Origin of the sequence: Paenibacillus sp. cl130, assembly GCF_900116035.1 — a bacterium.
Classification (GTDB): domain Bacteria; phylum Bacillota; class Bacilli; order Paenibacillales; family Paenibacillaceae; genus Paenibacillus; species Paenibacillus polymyxa_B.
Genome location: NZ_FOYG01000001.1, coordinates 877,928 through 899,729 on the forward strand (window position 1 = coordinate 877,928; position 21,802 = coordinate 899,729).

28 protein-coding genes are annotated in these 21,802 nt (G+C 45.1%); 3 read left to right on the forward strand and 25 right to left on the reverse strand.

Going from position 1 to position 21,802, the window contains the following annotated elements; genetic code table 11:
• Positions 1-51: 51 nt before the first annotated feature.
• From BM358_RS04130 to BM358_RS04165, 8 genes are all read right to left on the reverse strand, one after another.
• Positions 52-1,263, reverse strand: coding sequence for a rhamnogalacturonan acetylesterase (locus BM358_RS04130; protein WP_028542979.1), 1,212 nt, complete (start codon positions 1,261-1,263; stop codon positions 52-54).
• Between the two features lie 60 nt (positions 1,264-1,323).
• Entirely contained in the window at positions 1,324-1,806 is a 483-nt protein-coding gene (locus BM358_RS04135) for a ribosomal maturation YjgA family protein (protein ID WP_028542980.1), read from the reverse strand.
• A gap of 223 nt (positions 1,807-2,029) precedes the next feature.
• A complete protein-coding gene (locus BM358_RS04140; protein ID WP_028542981.1) occupies positions 2,030-2,617 on the reverse strand; it encodes a GNAT family N-acetyltransferase in 588 nt (195 codons plus the stop codon).
• Complete coding sequence (locus tag BM358_RS04145; protein WP_013309351.1) at positions 2,614-3,327, reverse strand: HAD family hydrolase; 714 nt, start codon at positions 3,325-3,327, stop codon at positions 2,614-2,616. The genes BM358_RS04140 and BM358_RS04145 overlap by 4 nt, the downstream gene beginning before the upstream one ends.
• 250 nt (positions 3,328-3,577) lie before the next feature.
• A complete protein-coding gene (locus BM358_RS04150) occupies positions 3,578-4,135 on the reverse strand; it encodes an SMI1/KNR4 family protein (RefSeq protein ID WP_023987726.1) in 558 nt (185 codons plus the stop codon).
• 25 nt (positions 4,136-4,160) lie between these two features.
• Complete coding sequence (locus BM358_RS04155; protein WP_028542982.1) at positions 4,161-4,556, reverse strand: hypothetical protein; 396 nt, start codon at positions 4,554-4,556, stop codon at positions 4,161-4,163.
• A 147-nt stretch (positions 4,557-4,703) separates the two neighbouring features.
• On the reverse strand, positions 4,704-5,789 hold the full coding sequence (locus tag BM358_RS04160; protein ID WP_028542983.1) for a saccharopine dehydrogenase family protein: 1,086 nt from the start codon (positions 5,787-5,789) through the stop codon (positions 4,704-4,706).
• The gene (locus tag BM358_RS04165; protein WP_028542984.1) at positions 5,776-6,591 is read right to left on the reverse strand and encodes a class I SAM-dependent methyltransferase; all 816 of its coding nucleotides are present in this window, start codon (positions 6,589-6,591) and stop codon (positions 5,776-5,778) included. Before BM358_RS04165 ends, BM358_RS04160 begins: the two co-directional genes overlap by 14 nt.
• Positions 6,592-6,763: 172 nt before the next feature.
• On the opposite strand from BM358_RS04165, the gene BM358_RS04170 reads away from it, so the two are divergent.
• Entirely contained in the window at positions 6,764-7,855 is a 1,092-nt protein-coding gene (locus tag BM358_RS04170) for a LuxR C-terminal-related transcriptional regulator (RefSeq protein ID WP_028542985.1), read from the forward strand.
• Between the two features lie 76 nt (positions 7,856-7,931).
• Here the strand turns inward: BM358_RS04170 and BM358_RS04175 are convergent, their stop codons facing one another.
• The 15 genes from BM358_RS04175 to BM358_RS04245 form a co-directional block, all read right to left on the reverse strand.
• Complete coding sequence (locus BM358_RS04175) at positions 7,932-8,111, reverse strand: hypothetical protein (RefSeq protein ID WP_013309345.1); 180 nt, start codon at positions 8,109-8,111, stop codon at positions 7,932-7,934.
• Between the two features lie 77 nt (positions 8,112-8,188).
• Positions 8,189-9,190 (reverse strand): NAD(+)/NADH kinase, encoded by a 1,002-nt coding sequence (locus BM358_RS04180; protein ID WP_028542986.1) that lies wholly within the window; start codon positions 9,188-9,190, stop codon positions 8,189-8,191.
• Positions 9,187-10,248 (reverse strand): SPFH domain-containing protein, encoded by a 1,062-nt coding sequence (locus BM358_RS04185; protein WP_013309343.1) that lies wholly within the window; start codon positions 10,246-10,248, stop codon positions 9,187-9,189. Before BM358_RS04185 ends, BM358_RS04180 begins: the two co-directional genes overlap by 4 nt.
• Positions 10,249-10,418: 170 nt before the next feature.
• Complete coding sequence (locus tag BM358_RS04190) at positions 10,419-11,084, reverse strand: HD domain-containing protein (RefSeq protein WP_028542987.1); 666 nt, start codon at positions 11,082-11,084, stop codon at positions 10,419-10,421.
• Between the two features lie 52 nt (positions 11,085-11,136).
• On the reverse strand, positions 11,137-11,856 hold the full coding sequence (locus BM358_RS04195) for a HEAT repeat domain-containing protein (RefSeq protein ID WP_028542988.1): 720 nt from the start codon (positions 11,854-11,856) through the stop codon (positions 11,137-11,139).
• A gap of 224 nt (positions 11,857-12,080) precedes the next feature.
• On the reverse strand, positions 12,081-13,115 hold the full coding sequence (locus BM358_RS04200; RefSeq protein ID WP_023987717.1) for an NAD(P)/FAD-dependent oxidoreductase: 1,035 nt from the start codon (positions 13,113-13,115) through the stop codon (positions 12,081-12,083).
• A 153-nt stretch (positions 13,116-13,268) separates the two neighbouring features.
• Positions 13,269-13,772 carry a hypothetical protein gene (locus BM358_RS04205; RefSeq protein WP_049828509.1) on the reverse strand — a complete coding sequence of 168 codons (504 nt, stop codon included), beginning with the start codon at positions 13,770-13,772 and terminating at the stop codon, positions 13,269-13,271.
• Positions 13,773-13,796: 24 nt separating this feature from the next.
• Positions 13,797-14,246 (reverse strand): hypothetical protein, encoded by a 450-nt coding sequence (locus BM358_RS04210; protein WP_028542990.1) that lies wholly within the window; start codon positions 14,244-14,246, stop codon positions 13,797-13,799.
• Between the two features lie 28 nt (positions 14,247-14,274).
• Positions 14,275-14,796 (reverse strand): GNAT family N-acetyltransferase, encoded by a 522-nt coding sequence (locus BM358_RS04215; RefSeq protein WP_028542991.1) that lies wholly within the window; start codon positions 14,794-14,796, stop codon positions 14,275-14,277.
• Between the two features lie 45 nt (positions 14,797-14,841).
• Complete coding sequence (locus BM358_RS04220; protein WP_028542992.1) at positions 14,842-15,840, reverse strand: phosphotransferase family protein; 999 nt, start codon at positions 15,838-15,840, stop codon at positions 14,842-14,844.
• A 2-nt stretch (positions 15,841-15,842) separates the two neighbouring features.
• Positions 15,843-16,334 carry an 8-oxo-dGTP diphosphatase gene (locus tag BM358_RS04225; protein WP_028542993.1) on the reverse strand — a complete coding sequence of 164 codons (492 nt, stop codon included), beginning with the start codon at positions 16,332-16,334 and terminating at the stop codon, positions 15,843-15,845.
• Between the two features lie 152 nt (positions 16,335-16,486).
• A complete protein-coding gene (locus BM358_RS04230) occupies positions 16,487-16,948 on the reverse strand; it encodes a hypothetical protein (RefSeq protein WP_028542994.1) in 462 nt (153 codons plus the stop codon).
• 11 nt (positions 16,949-16,959) lie between these two features.
• On the reverse strand, positions 16,960-17,388 hold the full coding sequence (locus tag BM358_RS04235) for a GNAT family N-acetyltransferase (protein WP_028542995.1): 429 nt from the start codon (positions 17,386-17,388) through the stop codon (positions 16,960-16,962).
• A 296-nt stretch (positions 17,389-17,684) separates the two neighbouring features.
• Entirely contained in the window at positions 17,685-18,038 is a 354-nt protein-coding gene (locus BM358_RS04240) for a FlxA-like family protein (protein ID WP_023987707.1), read from the reverse strand.
• Positions 18,039-18,092: 54 nt separating this feature from the next.
• Complete coding sequence (locus BM358_RS04245; protein WP_028542996.1) at positions 18,093-18,956, reverse strand: hypothetical protein; 864 nt, start codon at positions 18,954-18,956, stop codon at positions 18,093-18,095.
• A gap of 284 nt (positions 18,957-19,240) precedes the next feature.
• Here BM358_RS04245 and BM358_RS04250 point away from each other — a divergent pair, with 284 nt between their 5' ends.
• Positions 19,241-19,816 carry a class I SAM-dependent methyltransferase gene (locus tag BM358_RS04250; RefSeq protein WP_028542997.1) on the forward strand — a complete coding sequence of 192 codons (576 nt, stop codon included), beginning with the start codon at positions 19,241-19,243 and terminating at the stop codon, positions 19,814-19,816.
• Between the two features lie 15 nt (positions 19,817-19,831).
• Positions 19,832-20,437 carry a DedA family protein gene (locus BM358_RS04255; protein WP_028542998.1) on the forward strand — a complete coding sequence of 202 codons (606 nt, stop codon included), beginning with the start codon at positions 19,832-19,834 and terminating at the stop codon, positions 20,435-20,437.
• Positions 20,438-20,990: 553 nt separating this feature from the next.
• Here BM358_RS04255 and BM358_RS04260 read toward each other — a convergent pair.
• Together BM358_RS04260 and BM358_RS04265 are read right to left on the reverse strand one after the other, a co-directional pair.
• The gene (locus BM358_RS04260) at positions 20,991-21,515 is read right to left on the reverse strand and encodes a hypothetical protein (RefSeq protein WP_049828510.1); all 525 of its coding nucleotides are present in this window, start codon (positions 21,513-21,515) and stop codon (positions 20,991-20,993) included.
• Positions 21,516-21,568: 53 nt separating this feature from the next.
• The gene (locus BM358_RS04265; protein ID WP_028543000.1) at positions 21,569-21,757 is read right to left on the reverse strand and encodes a hypothetical protein; all 189 of its coding nucleotides are present in this window, start codon (positions 21,755-21,757) and stop codon (positions 21,569-21,571) included.
• Positions 21,758-21,802: the final 45 nt, after the last annotated feature.

Here is a 21,802-nt window from a genome sequence, read left to right on the forward strand (position 1 = left end):
GGGTAGGGCCAGCTTATTTTCTAAGTATACCATGACTATGGAAATAATGTTTTATTGCGAATCTTCCGCCTGTACATAAGAGGATAAAGGAATATTCAACTCACGTATTCCCTGAGCTACCAGCCGAGCTATTTGCTCCGCACCGTATTCCTGAAAATGTGTATCATCCTTCACTCCATCAGGAAATGCAGGATACACCCCTGGCTCCACATGTAAAAATAACGGGAGTGTTCCTTCCAGGCCAAGTGTATCATAGTACGCTACACTCAAGCGGCTAAGATCGACCAGTGCAACATTTGTCTCCGATGCTGTTTCCTTCATGGCCTGCACATATTCCGGGAAACTAATCCGAAACGAGACACTTGCCGCATCATAATCCCGGCGGCCAACAGGAGTAATTAGCACAGGTGTTGCACCGCGTTGGATGGCTCCTTGGATGTAGGTTTTTAAGTAAACTTTGTAATCCGCGGGTGAAACATAACGCTCTTGGTTGTTGATCGCGGCATCATTATGCCCAAACTGTATGAGCAGATAATCTCCTGGACGGATATTGCGTAAAATATCATCTAACCGCCCTTGTACCAGAAAGGTTTTCGTGCTTCGTCCACCAATAGAACGGTTCACAAATATAGGCTCATCTGTGAAGAACGGAGCAATCTTTTGCCCCCAGCCCGCCTGAGGCTTCATCGCGGATTTATAGGTTTGAACCGTAGAATCTCCCGCAAGGTATACCGAAGGATGTTCTCCAGCCGTTCGAGCATCCTTTGGAGTAATAACCAAAGCGTTAATCTTCGCTTCATTACCTGAGAAATACAATTCGAGCTGACCATCGATGAGTGCAAGTTCAAATCCAGCCTCGACAAATTGTCCTGCTGTTTTGGTAGTAGGTTCTACCTTGACGATGGACTCGGCTTTAACCGTAATGTCTGTGTTTCCGGCAGTATCTCCGGCAATTAGAGAAAGCGTGTAATCCGCAGGTGGTAAATTGACAACAAATGATGATCCTTGAACACGAACAAAATCTGAGCGTATAGCATCACTTCCACCACGATCCTCTTCATTCACTTTGGAAAGATCGGTAAATCCATAGCCTCGCTCAGGCGTGTAAACATCCTTGGCAGTGACTTGGGTGTAGCCGTCAGCTACGTTCCCAGGGCCAAAGTCAAATCGAAGAGGCGCCGCAAGCTGTCTTTCGGCCAGTGCCTGCCCTGGGATAAGTATGGTTGCAAACAACAAGCTGAACCCTGCGCATAATCCAATCATCTTACCGAACAACCTGTGACGCTTTCCCTTTTGTTTCAAGCGCAACCCTCGCTTTTCAGGTTATTTGAGTGGTTTATCATTGTCTATACGTGTATTGATCCCCGCCAACTTTTGACAGCCTTGGTCCAGTGCCCAGGATACCACAATGCCAACCGTGTACCTGATCAGATCCGCGGTCAGGAACCCTTTCCCAAGCACCAAGCCGCCAAGCGTCGTTGCCCGAATGTGGTTAATCCAGGGAGCCTGGTACATCTGACTGAACTCAATGGCGAAGCAAAACAGCAAGCTGCCCCACAGGGCTACAGACAATTGACGATTCACCCACAACATTCTCAGCCCAAAATAAATCATGCACGCCCACAAGGCATCCCCAAAGTGATTAGCAACGAATTCAGGCAACCGGGAGGAGTAAACCCGGCTTCCCAAACCCAACAAAATCGTGACCAGCACAGCAATTAGGTACGCAGCGCGAGCCTTCCAGCGGAATTTCCCCTTTATTTCCCGATTGGCCTTCCTAATGACGCTCTTACGAACGCTCCTCATGCTAAATCACCTGTCCTAATGCTGGGACATCTCCGCCAAGCTGCTGGAAATTCGTAAAGCATCCTCTCTTGGATAGCGCTTGCAAGATTGCTGAACCTTTTGCTGATGTCATATTGTATGCACACCAACTTGTCTGTATTTTTCATAATATAATTAATCATAATAAGCCTCCGTAATATCGTACAAACGTATCAGCAACTTCCAAACTGTTCGTGTGAGGATACTAAAATTCAATACCACGCACCTTGGCAAAAACCATTTGGTGTACCATGCTTCCCTCTTCATCATACTCGACGTTTCTTAAAATCCCCTCCAGTGTAAAACCTGCACGTTCCGCTACCTTGGCGCTGCGCGTGTTTCTGGAATCACAACGAATCTCCACACGATTAGCATGTAAATGCTGAATAGCAAAATCCGTAATACCGTGCACGGCCTCTGTTATAATGCCTTTTCCGGTCCATGATGTTCTGAGCCAATACCCAATTTCAAATCTTCGTGCATCCCAATCAATACGATGCAGACCGCTGCTGGCTACAAATTCTCCCGAAACCGTATCAAATACATACAACATCATATCAGACCGATCCAAAAATTTAAGTCTGGCTTGGCGCGAACGGATTTCAGATTCCTCTGCCGTAGGGAGATTTCTTGCAAACGGAAGCCAAGGCCGCAGTTCATTCGCACTCTCTCGCATCGCCTCATTGACTGCCGCCCCATCCCCCCACTGCGGGGCGCGGATGGTCAATCGTTCCGTCTGGAACTGGTCAGGGAACGATAAGAGAATGGGATTCGGTTGCTGCTCCATACTCATGATGCACCCTCCTCCTTATTCGTTGAATAACTGCGACGATCCAGCCAACCTGTAATTTCACGCAAACTCCCAATCTGATAGTCCGGTACAATGCCCGTTTCCTGCCACGTCATAAAGCCTTCCAGCCAGATGGTATGCAATCCTGCACTTTGTGCACCACGAATATCATTTGTCGGGTGATCGCCTACATAACAGGCATGGCCGGGATCGACAATGTCCAGCTCATTCAGAGCCAACTCGAAAATTCGAGGATTAGGCTTCTGGATGTTGACGCCGCCCGATACGATAATAGAATCCACATAATCCCTCAGCATAACTCGGTCGATTTTCGCTTGCTGCGTGCGGAGTGAGCCATTGGTAATAATACCCAGCTTCAAGCCACGCGACCGCAGTTCGGACAACACTTCCTTGGCCCCGTCCATCAACACCGTAAACTTATGAAATTCACCATACCAAAAGCCCAGCATCTCTTGTACTGATGTATCGGGATTTTTCAGTTCCAAGTCTGCATGCAGCTCGGTATACAGTTCCCTCTTATCCCGGTACCCGTCCTGATCCGCCAAACGTATCTGTTCAACAACAGCCGCGCGGCTCGCCGGTTCTTCTGCCACAATAAATCGTTCAATAAAGCGCTCTGTATATGCCGCAAACGCCTGTTTACGATGAATAAGAGTATTATCCAGATCAAAAATAATCGCTTCTATGGACATAAATAGCTCCCTTCCTTCATCTTCTTGCACCGATTAGGCTGAAACAAATTGAATAATTCCTATTAGAAATAAAAGAAAAAAAACAGACAAGAAAACGATGATCATGTACTTCAAGATTCTCTTGGAGGTCGACTTTTGTTCCAGTTTGATCTCGATCTGGGTCAACCTTTCTTTGATTTCTTCCAAATCCTGCTCCACCTTCACATCATGCTCCCCTTCCTTCGTTTCGACTTATTCATCTTCCTGACACTCACTCACACAAGTTGCTCCAAAAACGCACTTTTTTTACGGCATTAAAATCAATTTGTTCATAAGGCTTCTCCCCAAATTCCAGCTTGAAATACTCCTGCAAACATTCCCCATACACGATAATATCCGTTTGATACACTGAAAATACCGGATTTCCTTCTTCAGATGGCTGCTCTGGGATATATCGATGTCCGTTGATCGGGATTAGCTTGGGCACACGTAAAAACTCACGTTTACATATATCAACGGCTTCCGCCGAATCTGTCGGTTTTTCGCCCCATTCGGGAGGCCAGAATATATGCTGCTCTACATCAAAAATCATACCTTCCAGTGGCCAATTCAACCTTTGCCGAATTACACCCATCCGCTGTGGTGACGTATCTCTCCAAGGGATAAAGCCTTTACCGATGGGAAGAACACTCATCAGAAGCTCCCTCAAATCGGGCGGGAAGTGAATATCATACCTGTCTTCGACGTCGGTAACCTCTTGTATGGATAAGCCTGGAGCTAGGGTCACATCGTGTTTACGTAATAAATCTATGATATAAGCGATATCCATCTCTTATCGACTCCTCAGCAGCTAGCTAGTTGACCGGATTGGTCAAGAGGCCTACCAAGCTTGTAACTTCAACTTCACCAACACGGCGCGGGCCTTCCATAAAATATCCCCTCGTTCCTACCTGTATCCGGTGTCGGTGTACCTTTTCCCTCATTTCTCCAAACAAAACCCACATTCTCGCCTGTCCTTCCCGGTGAACCGGACGCTCGGTATCCATGATCAATTGACCATCTCCATCTTCAAACTCAGGATGTATGGTGTAAATTCCCGTCGTCGTGATATCATCGCTCTCATAGGCAAAATCGCAGCGGTACCCCTGAATAGGCAGCTGTTTCCTGCCTCCTTCTTCCGGCGTGTAAAATCGATACTTTATTGTAAAATCGTGCGTATGCTGTCTGCTATTTTCATAGGGGTTCCACATTTCATATCATCCCCTTAGGTCTTTTCCAAAAATATGTACTTCTTTCTAGTGTAATTCAATAGGAAAAGAAATCCAAGACCTATCCGCAATACATTGCTGAATAAGCTTGGATTATATGAGAGTCCTTTATTATAATATATATGACTTCTATACTTGCTGTCCGTTCACCTGAATATCTACGGCTACTTGCTGCCCCATCCAAGCCTGCATGCGATTCCACGAAAAAACCTGCTCCATGTGAAATACACCATATGGAAGTTCTGAACGGTACAGGGCGAGCGCTGCAAAGACGGTTGCCTTAGCGGTTAAATCAGATTGATGGTGCCCCCTCAGCCGACATTCGACCTTCGTCTCCTTGCCATTGAGCGTTCCTCGGGCATCTACCTTGACCGCTACAGCATTCCCTCCTAGATGTATCTTGCCAAAGCTGCGAACTACAGCATCACGCACAGTTTTCTGTCGGAGTAAACCTGATACTCCTATCGTTCGAAGCCCTGCCAGAAGCCGGGTGGTCAAGCGCGAATCGAAGCAAAGGCGTGTGCTAACCGTAGGAACTTTGAGCGTACGAGGAAGTGTCTGCTGATCCGAAAAAGGAAATCGATACGCCCGATGACGACCCACTCCTGCACCAAAGTCTGCTACTATTCCGTCGGTAAAGCTTTTTCGAGTCACAGGGCGTCCCTGTTCTATAACCTCCAAATCGGCATGAATCTGATCTACTGTCCACTCAATGGCAGCCTGACCGTGTCGATCCCCCAAGCCCAGCATCAAAGATATATTCAACTCATCCGTCTGATCCATGAGCTGTGTCGCTTGCAGTGCTAACAAATTGGTCAGCCCCGGAGCTAATCCTACACTTAACAGGGCTGTGGCCTGATAAGCTCGAGCCTCTTGATGACACTGCTCCACTTGACTCAAAAAGGCCGCATTCGCGGTAATATCCATGTAATGCACCCCATGTCGAAGACAGGCACGTACCAAGGCCGTATTGTCCTGATCCAGACACATGATAACCAATTTAGCTTGCTCTAATATCGACGGGTCCATCGGCTCATGAATATTTAGCTGCAAGGGCCGTATCTTACCATTCGATTGTCTACTAAATTCAGTGGCCCGCTCCAGACTACGACCTGCGGCAAATACCTTGCCGGGAAACATTTCACTTAACTCCGTGCATATAATTTTTCCAACATGGCCATACCCGCCAATGATGATGATGTTATCCTTTGTCATAAGTCGTCTCTCCCTCTTTAACCGCAAACCATGCATTTACTAAAAAAGCGCCATAATACCGGGTGATGTGGGTAAAGCCTGCCTCTATCAACAGTTCCTGTATTGCCGCATTGGACACCGGGTTTGACTCACGACCGATGGAAGCAGCGAATCGTTCCCAATCCTCGAGTGAAATGCCCTGACTCAGCATATGACCTTTCCATGCCTGCATTTGGATGGAAAAAGAAGGCTTCTGCGGATTCCCATTAATAGAAGCTAGACAAAAAGGTGCACCCGGCTTGAGTCGAGCGGATATCTGGCGTAGCAATGCCTGTTTACTTTCCAAGCTCCGAAGAAAATGAAGCACCAGCAGGCAGGTAGCAGCGTCATAGACCGGTTCTCTGCATGACTCTTCGCCGTGCTTTTCGTGCTGTTCTTCAGGCTGTTCTCCAGACAACTCTTCCAACGTACCTGCAACAAACGATATTTTTGAACTGATGCCCGCATGTGTCACACGCTTACGTGCCAAATCCAGCATGTGCTCAGAGGGATCGACTGCCGTAAAGGTCCATGCTTCATGGCGCCCTCCGAGTGTTATCAATTCCTGACCGCCTCCAGCACCGACAATTAGCACATTTGGATCTATATTTCTAGTATGAGCTTGTGCCTCAAGCTGTGCGGTTATCAGACAGTCTGTCATCTCATACAAATGAGCATATCCAGGTATTTTTAAAGCAATCGTATCCGCGTACTTATGCACATTCGGATGATTCCAGCTCATAGGTTGGTTTGAGTCCGTATTTCCAATAGGGGTATGTCTCATATGTGCTTTCCTCCAAACATTTAGCCTTGATCTTCTCAGACCATTCGTTTATTGTAGATTTTATTAAGAATCATTCTCAATTATAAAGACAATACGAATATCCACCATCCCATAAATGTGGGATTTAATAAGCGCGCTTGAGAATCTCCAGCTTTCACGATAGGAGTAAATGATGAACGCACACTACACACAATTTGCACAGCTTAAGGACGCCCGACAGCAAATCATTGATCTGGGGGAAAAAGCACCCTCATCCCTAACGTACAAGCACACCCTAATCGACCGCTTGCGTACTCAGATTGCTTTCGATGCGGCGTGCTGCACCTCAGTAGATCCGCGTACGCTGCTTTCCACGGGGGCATTTACAGAGTCGGGTGTGGAGGACATTCATAACAAACTGCTGGAATACGAATATCTGCACGACGATATGATGAAATATGATCAGTTGGTGCGAGAAGGACAGTCTGTAGCGACGCTACATGGGTCTACACAAGGCCAACCGGATCGGAGCACACGATATAGAGATGTTTTGCAACCCGCCGGATTCGGGGATGAGCTGCGTGTTCCGTTTATGTACAAAGGGAGCTGTTGGGGATTTCTTACGTTGTTCCGTCATCATGGAAAGCCTGTATTCAGCGAGGAAGAGCAACAACTGCTTGAAGCATTAGCGCCGTCCATAGCCTACCATCTGCGTCAGGCCAGTGTCGGTTTATCTCCAGCCCCTGCCATGATCACGGAAAATGAACTTGAGCCAGGGATTCTAATGCTTTCCGATAAGCTAGAACCGATCTCGTCCAATACAGTAGCAGAGCATTGGCTACAGCTGCTTCGGCAGCAGGAGGGAATCCATGAAGACAGCCTTCCGGCTCCTGTCCGGGCGGTATGCCTGCGAGCGCTATCCACTGCCACTGCACCAGCCCGACTATGTATCCCTTCCGCAGACGCAGGCACCCCATGGGTAACCATCAGAGCCACCCTTCTGCAAGGCGGACAGGAGCATACGGGTCAGAAGCAGCTAGCCGTATGGTTTGAGGCTGCTAAAGCAACTGACATGCTACCGCTTATGACCGAGGTGTACTCATGGTCCGAACGAGAGAGACAAATTGTCCAACTCATTGTTCAGGGCTTTTCGACCAAGGAGCTGGCTAGCGCACTTCATATTACTGCCTACACGGTGCAGGATCATCTGAAAGCGATTTTCTTGAAAACAGATGTAAGCAGCCGTCGTGAGCTAGTATGGAAGGTATATTCTAGATTCAATTAACCTATGTAAAGAAGACAGATGACCCGATTAGGGATCATCTGTCTTTGCATCACTGCTCTATTTGGACGCAAGAGCCTTATTTCTTCGAAGAGGAGTTCGTATCATCGTATGACACTGGTGAGGGCTTCGCAATCCATTCATCAGCCTCAGGCTCGATATCCACGCCATTTTCCAGCTTCGTTTTCTCCATCAAGGAATCTCCGTCCTCGTCCTTCTTGTTGCGGATTTTCGCTTCGTCTTGAGTGTGGTCGCTCATGTTGATTCCTCCTTTTTTAATTTCATCTGATGGTTGTACCTTACTCATAATTACCCATTGCCGTCCTGTACAAACCTCTACACGACCAGATGCCCTTTTTTCTCCGCCGGTCCAATGGTCGCCTCAATGCCAGCATTAAACTCCAGAAAGTCGCTCTCCACTCCATCGCTGAAAATAACTCCATTTTCCGGCATCTGCGATGCAATCCGTAACGGCTTTTCGGCTGCTACCTGACCAAACACGAGATCCGCAGCAGTCGTTCGACTGGGGAATGGTTCTCTCACCGTAAAATAAAGCGATGGCGAACTCCAAGTTGCACGATGATCATGACTCATTCCGTCTGCTGTCCCTTCCTGAGTGAAGGCTACACCGGGCATCAGCTGGCCTGGAGTCAGCGAGATTGGATGCCGTGTAGCACTGCCGACAATTCCGGCCGCTCCAGCCAGCACACTGGTCAGCCAGCCTGTCGCTCCCAAACCGGTTGAAACGATAATGCCGCTGGATGATTGTTGCTCTACCTGATCCTCCAGCCTTAGCTCATATCTCGCGGAGACATGAGTTTTGCGCCCAATGAACAAATCATTTACAGCATACAAGGATTGTCCATCATTTAATTGGGCTTTAGCCAGCGTAACTTCCTTAATTGGCCGTCTGTGCACGAACACATCCGGCACCACCCAGCGCAGGTCGGATACAGTAAACGGCAGCAATACCCCGTCCCAGCGCAATGGATCTGGATTCACACCGATAAGTGGCTGCTCGGTCAAATATTTTAACGTGTTGGCTACCAGCCCATCCTGACCCAACACCACCACTGTATCCTGCTCACCAAAAATAAAGTTCGGCACATGCTCCCGCTCCACAATCTGAACACGACCCAAGGCTGTTAACTCCGACGTTGCCGTTGCCACCGCCCTGCGGTAATTTTCGTCCTCCAGCACATAATCACTGAAATCCGCACCCAACCGTTCCATAAAGAAGCGAGCCTGCTGCACCGTATTGTATCGGACAATCAGTTCCTCCAGTCGCGTTTTACGCTTCACCAAAATGATCTTCTGCTCTGTCATTCGGCTGCTCATCGTGTTCTTCCTCCAGACCCTCTCGATCCTGCTGATCCGCTAGCTCCCGTATCTGACATGAGACCTTGCAGCAGATCCGGCGTAATATTCAGCTGACCGATTTTGCCTGCATTTTCTGCAAGCTCCTGGAATGCAATCGCAATTAGCTTATCCGGGCTCATATCCATGTTGGCCATAGCTTGAAGTACGTTCGGCTCAACATCCTGCAACGATTTCATGACTGCTGTCAGCTCATAGGCCTTGGCATCGGCTTCCGCCTTTTTATTTGTTACAGTCAGCTCAATCAGCTCGCGTTTTTTCTCCTCCAAGGCTGTGTCAAATCGTAGCTGCTCCTCTTTCATCTCGCTTTGCTTTTGCTTCACAGAACGCTCGGCATCGAGTTGAGTTTCGCGGATTTGTTTCTTTTTCGTCTCTACTGCAATCTCAGTGTTCAGCTCGTTTTCCTTCACACGCCGCTCTTGCTCAATAGATGCATTACGACGCTCATACAAAGCATGATCCGCGTTGCGAAGAATCTCTTCTCTCGCTTGAGCCTCCAGCGCTCTCATCGTCTCCTTATTGGGTAGAATCGCCAAAATCGACAGTCCCATAACCTCAATGCCGAGCTTTTCCATTTCCGTATGCTGTGCAATATCCTTCGTCATATTTTGGGCCAGACGTTCACTGGACTGAACAGCTTCTTTGAGCGGGACACGCTCCAAATACTTTTTGGTAAGCACCTTGGCGATGTTAATCACCCGTTGGGCCAGCTTGCTCGGATCATCCGAAATGTAGCGTCGTTCCTTCAAGTCATACGTATAGTTTAAAATCTGCGTCGTTCTCCGATAATCCACAATTCGATAAGTTAGTTGCCCCTGCACCGTCACCGCCTGAAAATCATTCGTCATGTCCTCAAACATGAACGGCGCATCAATGGAAGAGACGGGCACGACAACAACCGAGGTGGTCGGGGCGTAGTAATAAAAAGATAATCCAACACCCTCCCGAACCACCTTCCCGTTTTTCACCTTCATCACATATTCACTGGGCTGAAATTTAACAAAATTAAATCCAAACATAGCCACTTCCTCACTTTCTTTATAGTTTATAATATTTTGTTATTATCATTTTGTTATTAACAATAAAATAACACACATTTTCGATAATATCAATATGACATTTATAAAAAAATAAAGGCCATTTCCCCTCCGATATGCTCGGTTAGAGGAAACAGCCTTATTGAAACACTTTATTTATCATCCACATTCCATTCTCTATAAAATTGCTCCAAGTACATCTCCATCCATTGATGCCGAACTTCCGCCAGCTCTCGGGCATAAGCGGTATTCATTAAATCCTTGAGTTTGAGCAGCTTTTCGTAAAAATGGTATATGGCACTTTTACCTGCGGCACGATAATCATGCTGTGAAAAGTCTTTATCCGGGTGATGCATCATACTGCCTTTTGAGCCAGCATACATAAAGGTTCTTGCAATCCCAATCGCTCCAAGAGCATCCAACCGATCCGCATCCTGCACAACTTGACCTTCCAGCGTTTCCATAGGCGGGTTTTGTCCACCATTGTAGGACATCGTAGCTATAATAGTCATCACGTGCGTGATCACATCTGGATCACTTACATGCAGAAGCAGCCACTGCTCTACTTTATCCAGGCCCGCTTGCTTGGAATTATTTAATTTTTCATCCGCTACATCATGCAGCAGTGCTGCCAGTTCACAAATAAACGAATCTGCGCCCTCTTTGGCAGCAATTTTAAGGGACAGCTTTCTCACCCGGTCTATATGCCACCAATCGTGACCACTATGATCATGCTCCAACTGCTGCTGTACAAAGGGCTCCGCCTTTTGAATAATATCTGCCAAAATCGCTTCCTGTTGCTCCGTTCGTCTCTCCATATGTCACCTTTCAATCCCGTCCATACTTTCTATGGTAGGTTCGTTTAATTTTTTAATGCTTGGCCATCTGCTTACTGCGAATCATTGAGAGCGCCTTACGGGCTGCCAGTTTCCCATTCGGGCTTCCGTGCTTCACCACTTCTTTTAATAATTCGGTCGCTGGTTCATATCCATGATGTCCTAAAAGGACACATGCTCGTTCCTGTACATACATATCCTCATCGTCCAAATAGGGAAGCAATGAGTCTAGTTCGCAGGTAGGCGTGATCGCCATTAAGCTATAAAGATGCTGACATCTCACATCATCATCCACAGGTGAATCCTTTTCTAGCAAGGCTCTTAGTTCATTCATGCAACGAATATCTTCCGCTAATTGTTCTGTGCTAATGTCCTCGCCGGACGGATAATCCTTACGGAGCTGTTCCCACTCCAGTGCTGGATTTTGCTCCAACTCTGCAATCAGAGAAAACGCACTTCTGTACGCCGGTGACAAATCCGTTTCCTCGTGACTTATATAACACAACTTATATGCTAACGGCCCCTCCACATATATGCCAACATAATTAGAATGGTCATCCGTCCATAGAGGGACGATATGTTTAAATACCTCGATCTGCCCCATCCACTTGATGCCCTCGGCAAGCTCTTGCTCATTCATGAGTTGAAGCTGAACGTTCCGTCCCTCTCGTTCCTTGCTATGTACATGCAAAGCTTCCACCATGTCGTCTGGCAGATGAATTGCTAGCCGTTCAAGTACCTCTTGTAAGCTCATTTTTCACGCTCCTTATCTTCTCTACTCAAAATCTACTATATAAGACCGAAAAGGACAGGCTTTCTTCATTTTATTCTATATGGTGTATGCTATCCAACCTTTAGAACGAGAAGTCAGTAACCTGACAAAAAAAGAACCTCCAAAACCACACAAATCGCAGTCGCGGAAGTTCTTTTACATTTTCCCTACCCTATTGCTAATCCTATATAACTTATTCCGTATTCTTACTCCACGACACCAAGCTCGCGGTTTTTTTCCTTGAATCGGCTGTTATGAGAAGATACATATGCCGCTTTGTCAGCTGCTGGATCAATGTACAGCTTGGCGCTATTCAGTGCAAGGGCGGCATCTGTGAACGTACCGGCAATTAGATACAGCTTGCTTCCGTACTCGACAAAATCGCCTGCTGCGAAAATCCCTGGCAGATTCGTTTCCAGCTTTTCGCTCACTCGGGCATGCCACTCACCCATATCCAGTCCCCAATCCCGAAGCGGGCCGAAGTCGGATTTAAGTCCATGATTTACGATGACAGCATCGACATTCAACACCTGTATTTCGCCCGTATCTACATGACTGATCGTCACCTGTTCAATCGTCTCTCCATTGTTGCTATGTAGCTGACTCACCGCGTATGGTGTGAGGACACGGACCGAGGATGATTTCATACGAGCTACATTTTTCTCATGTCCGCCAAAGTGATCCCGACGATGTACGACGGTCACACTTGCCGCAATAGACTCTAGCTCATTTGCCCAATCCACCGCCGAGTCGCCTCCACCGGAAATCAGGACGTGCTTGCCCCGGAATGGCTCCAGCTCTTGTACAGTATAATGCAGGTTCGTAACCTCATAGCGGTCCGCCCCCTCAATCTCCAGCTTAGCCATTTTGAGAATACCATAGCCTACTGCCAGAACGATCGTGCGTGTCCAATGCTGTTCCCCTGTGGCAGAAGTTAGCAGGAACGTGCCATCCTCTTGCCGATCCAAACCAGTGATCTGCTGTCCCAGCACAATGGTAGGCTCGAACGTCCGCGCCTGCTGCTCCAGCTGATCAATCAGCTTTTCACATAAAACCGGGGTAACCCCCCCGACATCCCAAATCATCTTCTCTGGGTATATGCGCATTCGTCCGCCCAGCTCATGCTTGGCTTCGATCAGCTTGGTTTTCATATCTCTCATTCCACTGTAAAATGCGGTATACATACCGGCAGGACCACCGCCGATGATCGTTACATCATATAATTCCAAGGACACTGTCACTCTGCAACTCTCCCTATCATAACGTAATATGTCTGCTTCTATTATAAGTGATAATAATTATCAATATCAATTAAGAAATAAAAACATGACCATTAGAGAGGCTTTCGTGACCTTAGAACTACATTTTATAGGTTTATATAGCTACTGATTCCATTATTCTCGTAGATTATGCAAGGATTGCTGCACTATCGCATGCAATGCTTTTTCATTAAGTCCTGTCTGTACAAATTGAAAACGGTGATCTGCCAATCTCTGAACTCGGTCTATGATCTGCCCCAGATGATAAGCCGTATGCTCCACCACATGGTATATGTCATACATATTTATCGCCCCCGTATGGTCCAATGCTGCACAGAAGGATGAAAAAGCTTCTTCTACCTCATCCATCAGTTGTTCCTTGTTTTGCATGGAAGGTATAAAGCTATCCTCCATTCCTTGCTTGTATGTAATCGTCGGATCTATGAGCTTGGCTGCGTTTCTGCGCACATGTACCATGATATGGTTGATGATCCCACCAATGCTATTCGTTTCCGTCTCACCTACTCGCCATAGCACCTGTTCATCCAAAAGCACAATGCATGCCCGCAACTTTACCAAATATTGATCGTACATTCTGTGCTTGGATATGATTTTAAACTCATGCATAGAAGAATCCATATATTTATTTCCTCCTTCGTCCTATCAAGTGAATTTCTCAAAAAAATTACTTCCCTCGATCATCCAATACTGTTCAGGTGAAGGTACCTCGTTCAAAAAGTTTTGATATTCCCCTTTCCACCCCGCTGAGACATAGTGTTCAAACGAGGCTGGCTCAGGAAATAGCGAATAGAGAACTTTTTCATCAAAGTTAACATACAGAGCAGGACAGAACTCCAACACTTCATCCTGATGCTGAATAGCACCATCAAGCAACTGGAGCATTGAAGTTAGTTCCCCAGTAGCCACCTTATATTCACAGATGTGATCCAAAAATGCTCCCACTGTGGTTTCATCCAAAATAGGGATACCAAACCGTTCCTCCATCTCGGTATTCAAAAACCAATACTCTCTTTCCGTCACATACCAATTCCATTCCCCTTCAAAGATAACACCAACAATGATGTTTTGCGCATATTCAGGCCATAATTTCATGAGCTTCTCGCGTTCCCTTCTTTCTCACTCACAGTTCGATCCAAAACCGGTTTACACGGTTTCCGTCTTCCTCTATGTAATCCTTGTCCGGCGTTCCGCCATTTTGTATGATTGTTTTTTTGGAGGCAATATTATCGGAGTCGCATACGACCAGGGCTCGGGAAATCCCCAGCTCTTTTGCTTTTTCTAACGCCAAGGCCAGCATTGTAACAGCGTACCTGTTCCCTCGTGCAGAAGGACGGATACCGTAACCGATATGACCTCCGGCATTCATTAGGTGTTCGTTAAGGTCATGCCTGATATTCACTGCTCCCACGACCTGTTCATTCGCATTCACAAGCCAGTATGTTGAGCTTTTGACCCAGCCTTCAGACAGGTTGATTCCATTTTCCTGATTACTTAAAAGCGACAACATACCTTCAAAATCGTACGGCTCTACAGAGATCACCCAAGGCACCATATGCTCCTGGCTCTGTTTCCATTCCTCATAAAATGAAAGATAAGCTTCATTCCAGTCCTGATCCGGCTGTACCAATCTGACGGTCTGCATCCACTCACGGCCTCCTCTTTAAACGTTCAATTCATCTGCTATTGCTTATATTTCAATATCCATGAATTTTTGCGCCCAATCTGCAAAAGAGAGCTTATTATCCCAAGTGACTCGCTTCATCGCTTTGGCACATCCCCAGTTTAGAATCTGCTGATGCAGCATATGCACCCGGAAACGCTCAGTAAATCCTTCTTTGGCTTCCATCCCTTGTGCGTAAGCAGTAAGAAAACCCTTTGCCAACTCTTCTTCGCCGTTCTCCAGATACATGGTGGTTATTTTCGAAAGATCTGCAACCCCATCCCCAAAATAGGCTGTCGTAAAATCAAAAAGACCACTGACTCTCCAGCCCTTATCCCCATTCTGCACAAGGAAATTTTGCGGTTTAAAATCCCCCATCACAAAGGTGGCAGCTTCCAGCTGATCGAATGCTTGACGGGAGCCTTCCAATATTTCCTCTACCCATTCCATATCCTGTACAGAAATGTTCGAGTATTTTTTGGCATCCTCTAGCCAATATCGAATTCGTCCATACAACCATCCTCGATAAGAGACTTCAAAAGGGCGAATGGCTAGAGTTGTTGTATCCAGCTCTCCACTGTTCTTAACCTTCCAGCTATGAAGCTCCAACAGAACAGTAGCAAGCATTTCAGCCATTTGCTGTTTATCCAGCAAGGTCAGCTTTGCTTGCAACTCAGGTGTATGTATATGCTGACCGTATAGACGGGGCATAACTGCATAGCTCCAGCCGAAAATGTCCTCCGTATGATCCACAAGATACGGTGTTGGCACGGGTATTGGAGTCTGTGTCTGTATTTGCTCCACCATAAACTTTTCTTCTATCCATTGCCCTAGAAAAAGCGGGTTCCCCTTCAGCACAAACTGCCCAGCCGTTGAGGAAACATAGAGAGTTTGCCCTAGGACACCTTCTGCCGTTTTTTCGTAAGATAGCAAACGTCCCAAATCAAAACGATTCAGCATCCTTTGCATTTGATCATTTGTTACCTCGCCTAGCCGATTAGACGAAAAATAAATGGTCGTCGTCATCTCTACACACCATAGCTCTTAATCGTTGCTTCCAGGGTTTCATCCGTATCTGCTAGCCAAACGAAACTAACCTCAAACGTTCCCGGCTCGAAAAACAATGGAAATCTCCGCTTAAACCAATCCTGCATCGGCAGATTTAGCGCCTCCTTCATATCCACCCACAGCAATTCTCCCTCAGGGGGATTTTTTAATAGTTCACCTTCAGTGGCTGTAGCCAAATAGTTAAAGACCATATATCTCAGCCCTTGACTTGGATCACAATATTCGTCGATTCCTTTAAATACAATTTCCGTAACGGTTAAGCCTGTTTCTTCCTTTACTTCACGAATGGCCCCATTCACAATGCTTTCTGGAAACTCTACTTTTCCTCCTGGCGCAATATAACCCGGAAACCCCTTTCGATTTGGTCTATTCATAAGCAATACCTTGCTTCCGTCTTGAATCATACACATGGTATATATTTTGTGTGTCACTTCTGTTGTCAATCCGATCATACCTTTCTTTATTCACGATTCACTATAATCCAGCTTTACTTTCACACCGACATACTGTGGTTAAATATGGAATTTACCATACTTTAACTCGTTATTTTGTAGAGCGCAATAACTCTAACCATAGACTAGATTAGCAGGGTAACCTGGAGCGATCACAGTCCCTCGTCAAACAACTGTAGCCCTATGATTTCAAAGGCTACACCGTCACCCGCTTTAACGTTTACATCACCATTCATTTCTGCAGAATCCAAAATAAACGTAGTGTCTCCTATTACAATCTCCAGACATTCTATCCCGCCTGCTTCGCCCTGCATCACTTGATGTATCGTTCCTTGAATCCAGTAGTCGCCTAGCTTGGGTTGAGGTCGAAAAATCCCTGTCTCTTCAGTAGACTTCAGCCTTCTGAACCCTTCTATACTGGATTGAGAAGTCTCGACCGAAATGACACAGCCGGGAATCATCTTATTCAAGCTTTGTTCATACGGAACAACATACGCATATCCAGAAGTCAGTTCATGCCAAAAATATGTCCAGTAGCCGTATACTTTTTCCTTGCCAATACTACGAATGATGATATGCTGGTCTTTATTTATTTCCTTGATCTGTACGCGCATATATAGAGTCCTCAGTAGATACTTTTCTTATAATAATAGTGTTTAAAGCCTCTCGGAGCATCGTCAATAACACCAACGACTTCATACCCATGCTTTTCATAGAATTTGGGCGCTTGAAAAGTAAAGGTATTAAGTTGTATAAAATTACACCCTTTATCTCTAGCAATCTGTTTGATTTCACCAAGCAGTTGTGAACCGTAGCCCTTTCCTCTGTAACGCTGATCTACCCACAAAATATCAACCTCCACCCAGTTCCAACATAGTACACTTAGGAGACCGCCCATGACCTGACCGTCTTCATCTTTGAGCGTAAGATTAATCTCTTCGTATTGGGTTCGAATATCTGCTGGGACGTGTTTCGCATTAAACTCAATCAACTTGTTTCTGACTAAACGCGCTTCAGCTCTACTACTTCGATTCATCTGAGGTTCCAGCGTCATGGCATAAATCCTCCAATTTAAAATGATTACTAGCACTTACTGATTTAAATATAGAAAATAATAGGGTTAAAATACTTTCATCTTCCTACTGTTATATATTGTATATACTTTTCTATGTTTAGTCACATGATTCATTTAACGGATAGAATTATTCCGATCTATATAGCGCTGATTGAAAGTCGCTCCCTGGATTCATGCAAAATATTTAGTAAACGAAAAAAGCAGGCCCCTCTGAAACGGAGAGCCTGCTATCGTTTGTATCCATCGTCTGTCCTACAGGAAAAAAGATGGGATGATTAAATTGAAATATCCAGTGATTTCCCCACTCCCGTAATATCACTGCTGTTAGCGCTGTTGATACGAGTTGTTTCCATGTTACTTGGAGCGGGCTTTTCCATTTTTGGAGTTGACGTGCTGCTGGATTGCGAACTTTGCTGTGCAATTTGAGCTTCAATCTGTTTAATTTGCTGTTGAAGCTGCTTCATTTTTGTTTCTTTTGTATCTTTATTATCTTTACTTTGCTGTACCTTGTTGTACTCCGCTTCAAGTTGAGCTTTTTGCTTTTCCAGACTAGCTGTATCGTTAGTACTGGATGAAGACGAAGTGCTTGCAATAGATATAGAACTGCTGGATGTGGATGAAATGTTCATACGAGATTTCCCCTTTTTAAAAGTATGAGTTTTACACGTGTGGGCTAACCGGTTCTAAGCTATGGCATTGCACCCTAATGACAATGACGACGATGATACAGATTGTTCAAAAATCTTAGCGATTTTATCGAATAAAGCCGATATTTCTTCATCTGTGGCATTCGATTCATCTGTATTTCCCCACGCGTCTTTTAATGCAGAAAGCAGATCTGTTTCCTGATCTTTGTCCGAAGCTGTTGACCCGGATATAAGACTGGAACTCAGAACGCTCTGCAAATCACTCAGCAAGGATCTTTTTTCATCTACTGTAAGCTCTTTCTCAGATGTAGTGCTGTTATCCTCTTGATTGGAAGTCTCTTGGATATTCCATGCGAATGGAGGCATAATTCCACCCATCGCCTGCATTATAGGAGGCAGACCACTGCTATCCATTTCAGGATGGGACAGGCCACTTTCAGGCGGCGGTGCAGGACGATTATTTTGGATCGTTTCTGCTATCTTATCGAATAGCTCCGATACTTCCTCATCTGTTGCCGTCGAAAGATCCACACCGGCTAATAAGTCGCTAACCGAAGCCAGCGGATTCTTCGTGCTATTGGTGAGTTCATCTGTATCAGAGGAAGCACTTGAAGACATCAGGTAACTTTGCAGATCAGACAACAGCGTTTTCTGTTGGTCTGTAGTTATTGCAATGGTATCCTGGTCGTCGTACTTGTAATCATTACTGTAGTTTTCCGTAGGAAGCGGAGCCTGCATTCCTCCCGTGTACTCCACGAATTCCTTGCTCAATTCGAGTGAATCGTTAGACTTCTTGTGTGTGGTATGACCCGTGGTATTTAGTCCATTCTCATTTGACTTCACCGTATTCGATTGATCATAGGAAGTCGTGATGAGATGCCTGTTAATGGATAGTGACAAAGTAGATCCCCTCTCAGTGTACATAATGTTTTTAGCTGCCCACCTACCTTTCATCGGCAGCAAATCTGAATGCAACCTGAGGGGATGCTGAATGATAACTGAATAAATACAGACTCATTAATACCACTCTTTTTTTATTTCCTAGACCATAGTCAAGGAAAATCCCCTCCGCAGGACGGGGGGATTAACCCTACTCGAGACAGGAGTAAGTAAAGGGATAATTTGTTACTCTTAGCAAAGAATAAATGAACGTATTTTAAAAATTGAAAGTAGGGAAATGATGTATGATCCGTATTAGCCATTTGGTTCACGAGAGACTTATGTTCCTATTCAAATTTTTGTACTCGCCTGCATATGTGGGTAGTGTAACACCAAGTTCCAGATTTTTAGCTAAAAATATGATAGAATCCATTCCATGGAGTGAAGTTCATGCTGTCGCCGAGCTTGGTGCTGGCACGGGGGCAATTACTCAATACATCCCCTCTGCTGCTGAATTTCAACCCAGGGTTTTACTCTTTGAAAAGGACCAGGCCATGCAGCAGAATTTAAAAAGAAGATTCCCGAATTATCTGTGCTATTCCGACTCGCGTGAGCTTCAGCTTGCTATGAAAAATGCCCAAATAGAACAGCTTGACTGCATAATTAGCGGGCTGCCATTTTTCAATTTTCCACAAGAGATGCGAAATCAAATTATAGAACAAATTCATCTATCACTCAGGGATGGAGGAATGTTTGTCGCCTTTCAATACTCTAAACAGATGAAGCAGCAGTTAGGTGAATGGTTTGATATTGAAGAAATCAAGTTTGTGCCTATGAACGTTCCACCCGCATTCGTATATGTATGCCGAAAGAAAGCATAAGAAAGGAGTATGCGTATGGACGTGGAATATTTAATTTCCATCATCGAACAATACGGCTATGCAGCATTATTCTTTTCTCTATGGCTCGGAATTGTGGGTCTGCCCATCCCGGACGAAGTCATTGTGATGACTGGCGGGGCTGTAACAAGCATGGGCATACTTCACCCGTTACCCGCTTTTTTAATTGTATATCTTGGGGTTATATCAGGCTTGTCCTTAGGTTATGTATTGGGGAGAACCGTGGGTACCCCGATTCTAGAACGTTTGCGCCGGAAGAAAAAAATGGACAAGTACATTACGTTTTCGGAAAAATTGATACATAAGTATGGAAACTTCACTATTTGCATCAGTTATTTGCTGCCGATCGTCCGTCACATTATCCCATATATTGTCGGGATCAATAAAATGAGTTTCAAGCGCTATGCCCTCTTCTCTTATTCAACGGGTTTGATCTGGACGCTGATCTTCTTTCTGCTCGGACGTATCTTTGGCGATCATGTACAAGCAGCAGGAGAACTGATCCATCGTTATGGCTTGCAGATGGCATTGCTTCTCATCATGCTGACAATTATATTTTTTATAATGAAATTTGTGTGGGGGAAGAAAACAACGGAGGAGTAAAGGTTGAGCTTATTCGGCATGTTCATTTTGGCGTTACTTACCTACATGAAAAAGAAATAGACCGCCCTAACCAAAGGTCAACGGTCTATTCTCGATCTATCTTACGCGGCCGACTGCTCTTTATGCAGTTGCTGTATGCTGGAGCCGCGTTAGAGCACGGCTCCTTAATTATTCTTACCTCATTATAACCAATATTACGTAATTACGTGTTTTTATTGCTTGGATAATTATATAAGCGAATTTAAAAGTTACCTTAGTGCCACTACGCAGACGGATGGTGCTTCCCACCGCTCCCGGATTCTTCAAGTAAAATCTTTTATAGGTAGAAATCCGGGGAGATGATGCTTCCGAAGCGAGCTTTCCTACGGAAAGCTTTTAAAGCGACCGCTTCGCTTGTACAGCACCATTCCGTCTACTCCGTTTTCCATGTACATTTCTTCAGTTCAGCTTATATAGACTTTATTCCTCACATGAAAGAACAGAGCTATAGGATCAGCCCATAATGGTCGCTTGCTAACTGCAGTTGGTAAAGATCTCATTATTCTCTTCTGTTCTAAACTCGGTTACTAGCCTCAAAATTATACTCATCCAAATCTCTTGCGTCTTTAAAATAAGCCTTAAAGCTCTGGACTACGGTTTGATCCTTACTGAGAAATAAAGTTAAGGTTGAATCCCAGCAAATAACTTCAATTTTCGCTTTGGGATGTTGCATTGTCGATTCCAGTTGCCACCAGCCCTCATAGGCATTTGAATAGGACTGCATAGCTAATGCACCAACATCTGCAGCCTCAGATTTTTCAAATCCCATGAGCATTCCCCAAATAAATTGAATCTCATATCTATGTACAAGACGTGTCAGTTGTTCCCCAGTCATCCATAACTTCGTGTTTCCATACCCGTTTTCTTCAAAAGCCAGATTCTGCTCGACATACTCCAAAAGATCGTCCGGTATCCAATTCAGTTCTAACCCAGTAAGTAGCCAATTATATTCCGTTTGGATATTACTTATGGATTCGAAAACCAACTTTAGATCAGTAAAAAAGGGAATTTGGCGTGAATTAATTAATATAGCGTTCACGCATATTCCCCCTCACACATCTTTTATTTTTATCCACACTAATTAACCCTAAGTTATTCTTGTGTAATAGAATCACCTTTCTTATCTTTTTCTTCTTTTTCTTCAAACTCTTCAATATGCTGTTCAAGTACATATTCAATCTGTTTAGCAATTGATCGTTTGTTCTTATCAGCTATATATTTGATCTTCTCAAAGTTTTCTGGTTTTAATCGCAAAGTAAATGCTTTTTTATTCGTTGTCATTGTTTAAAACTCCTCACAATAGTGATGTCATTATTATAGCATTGT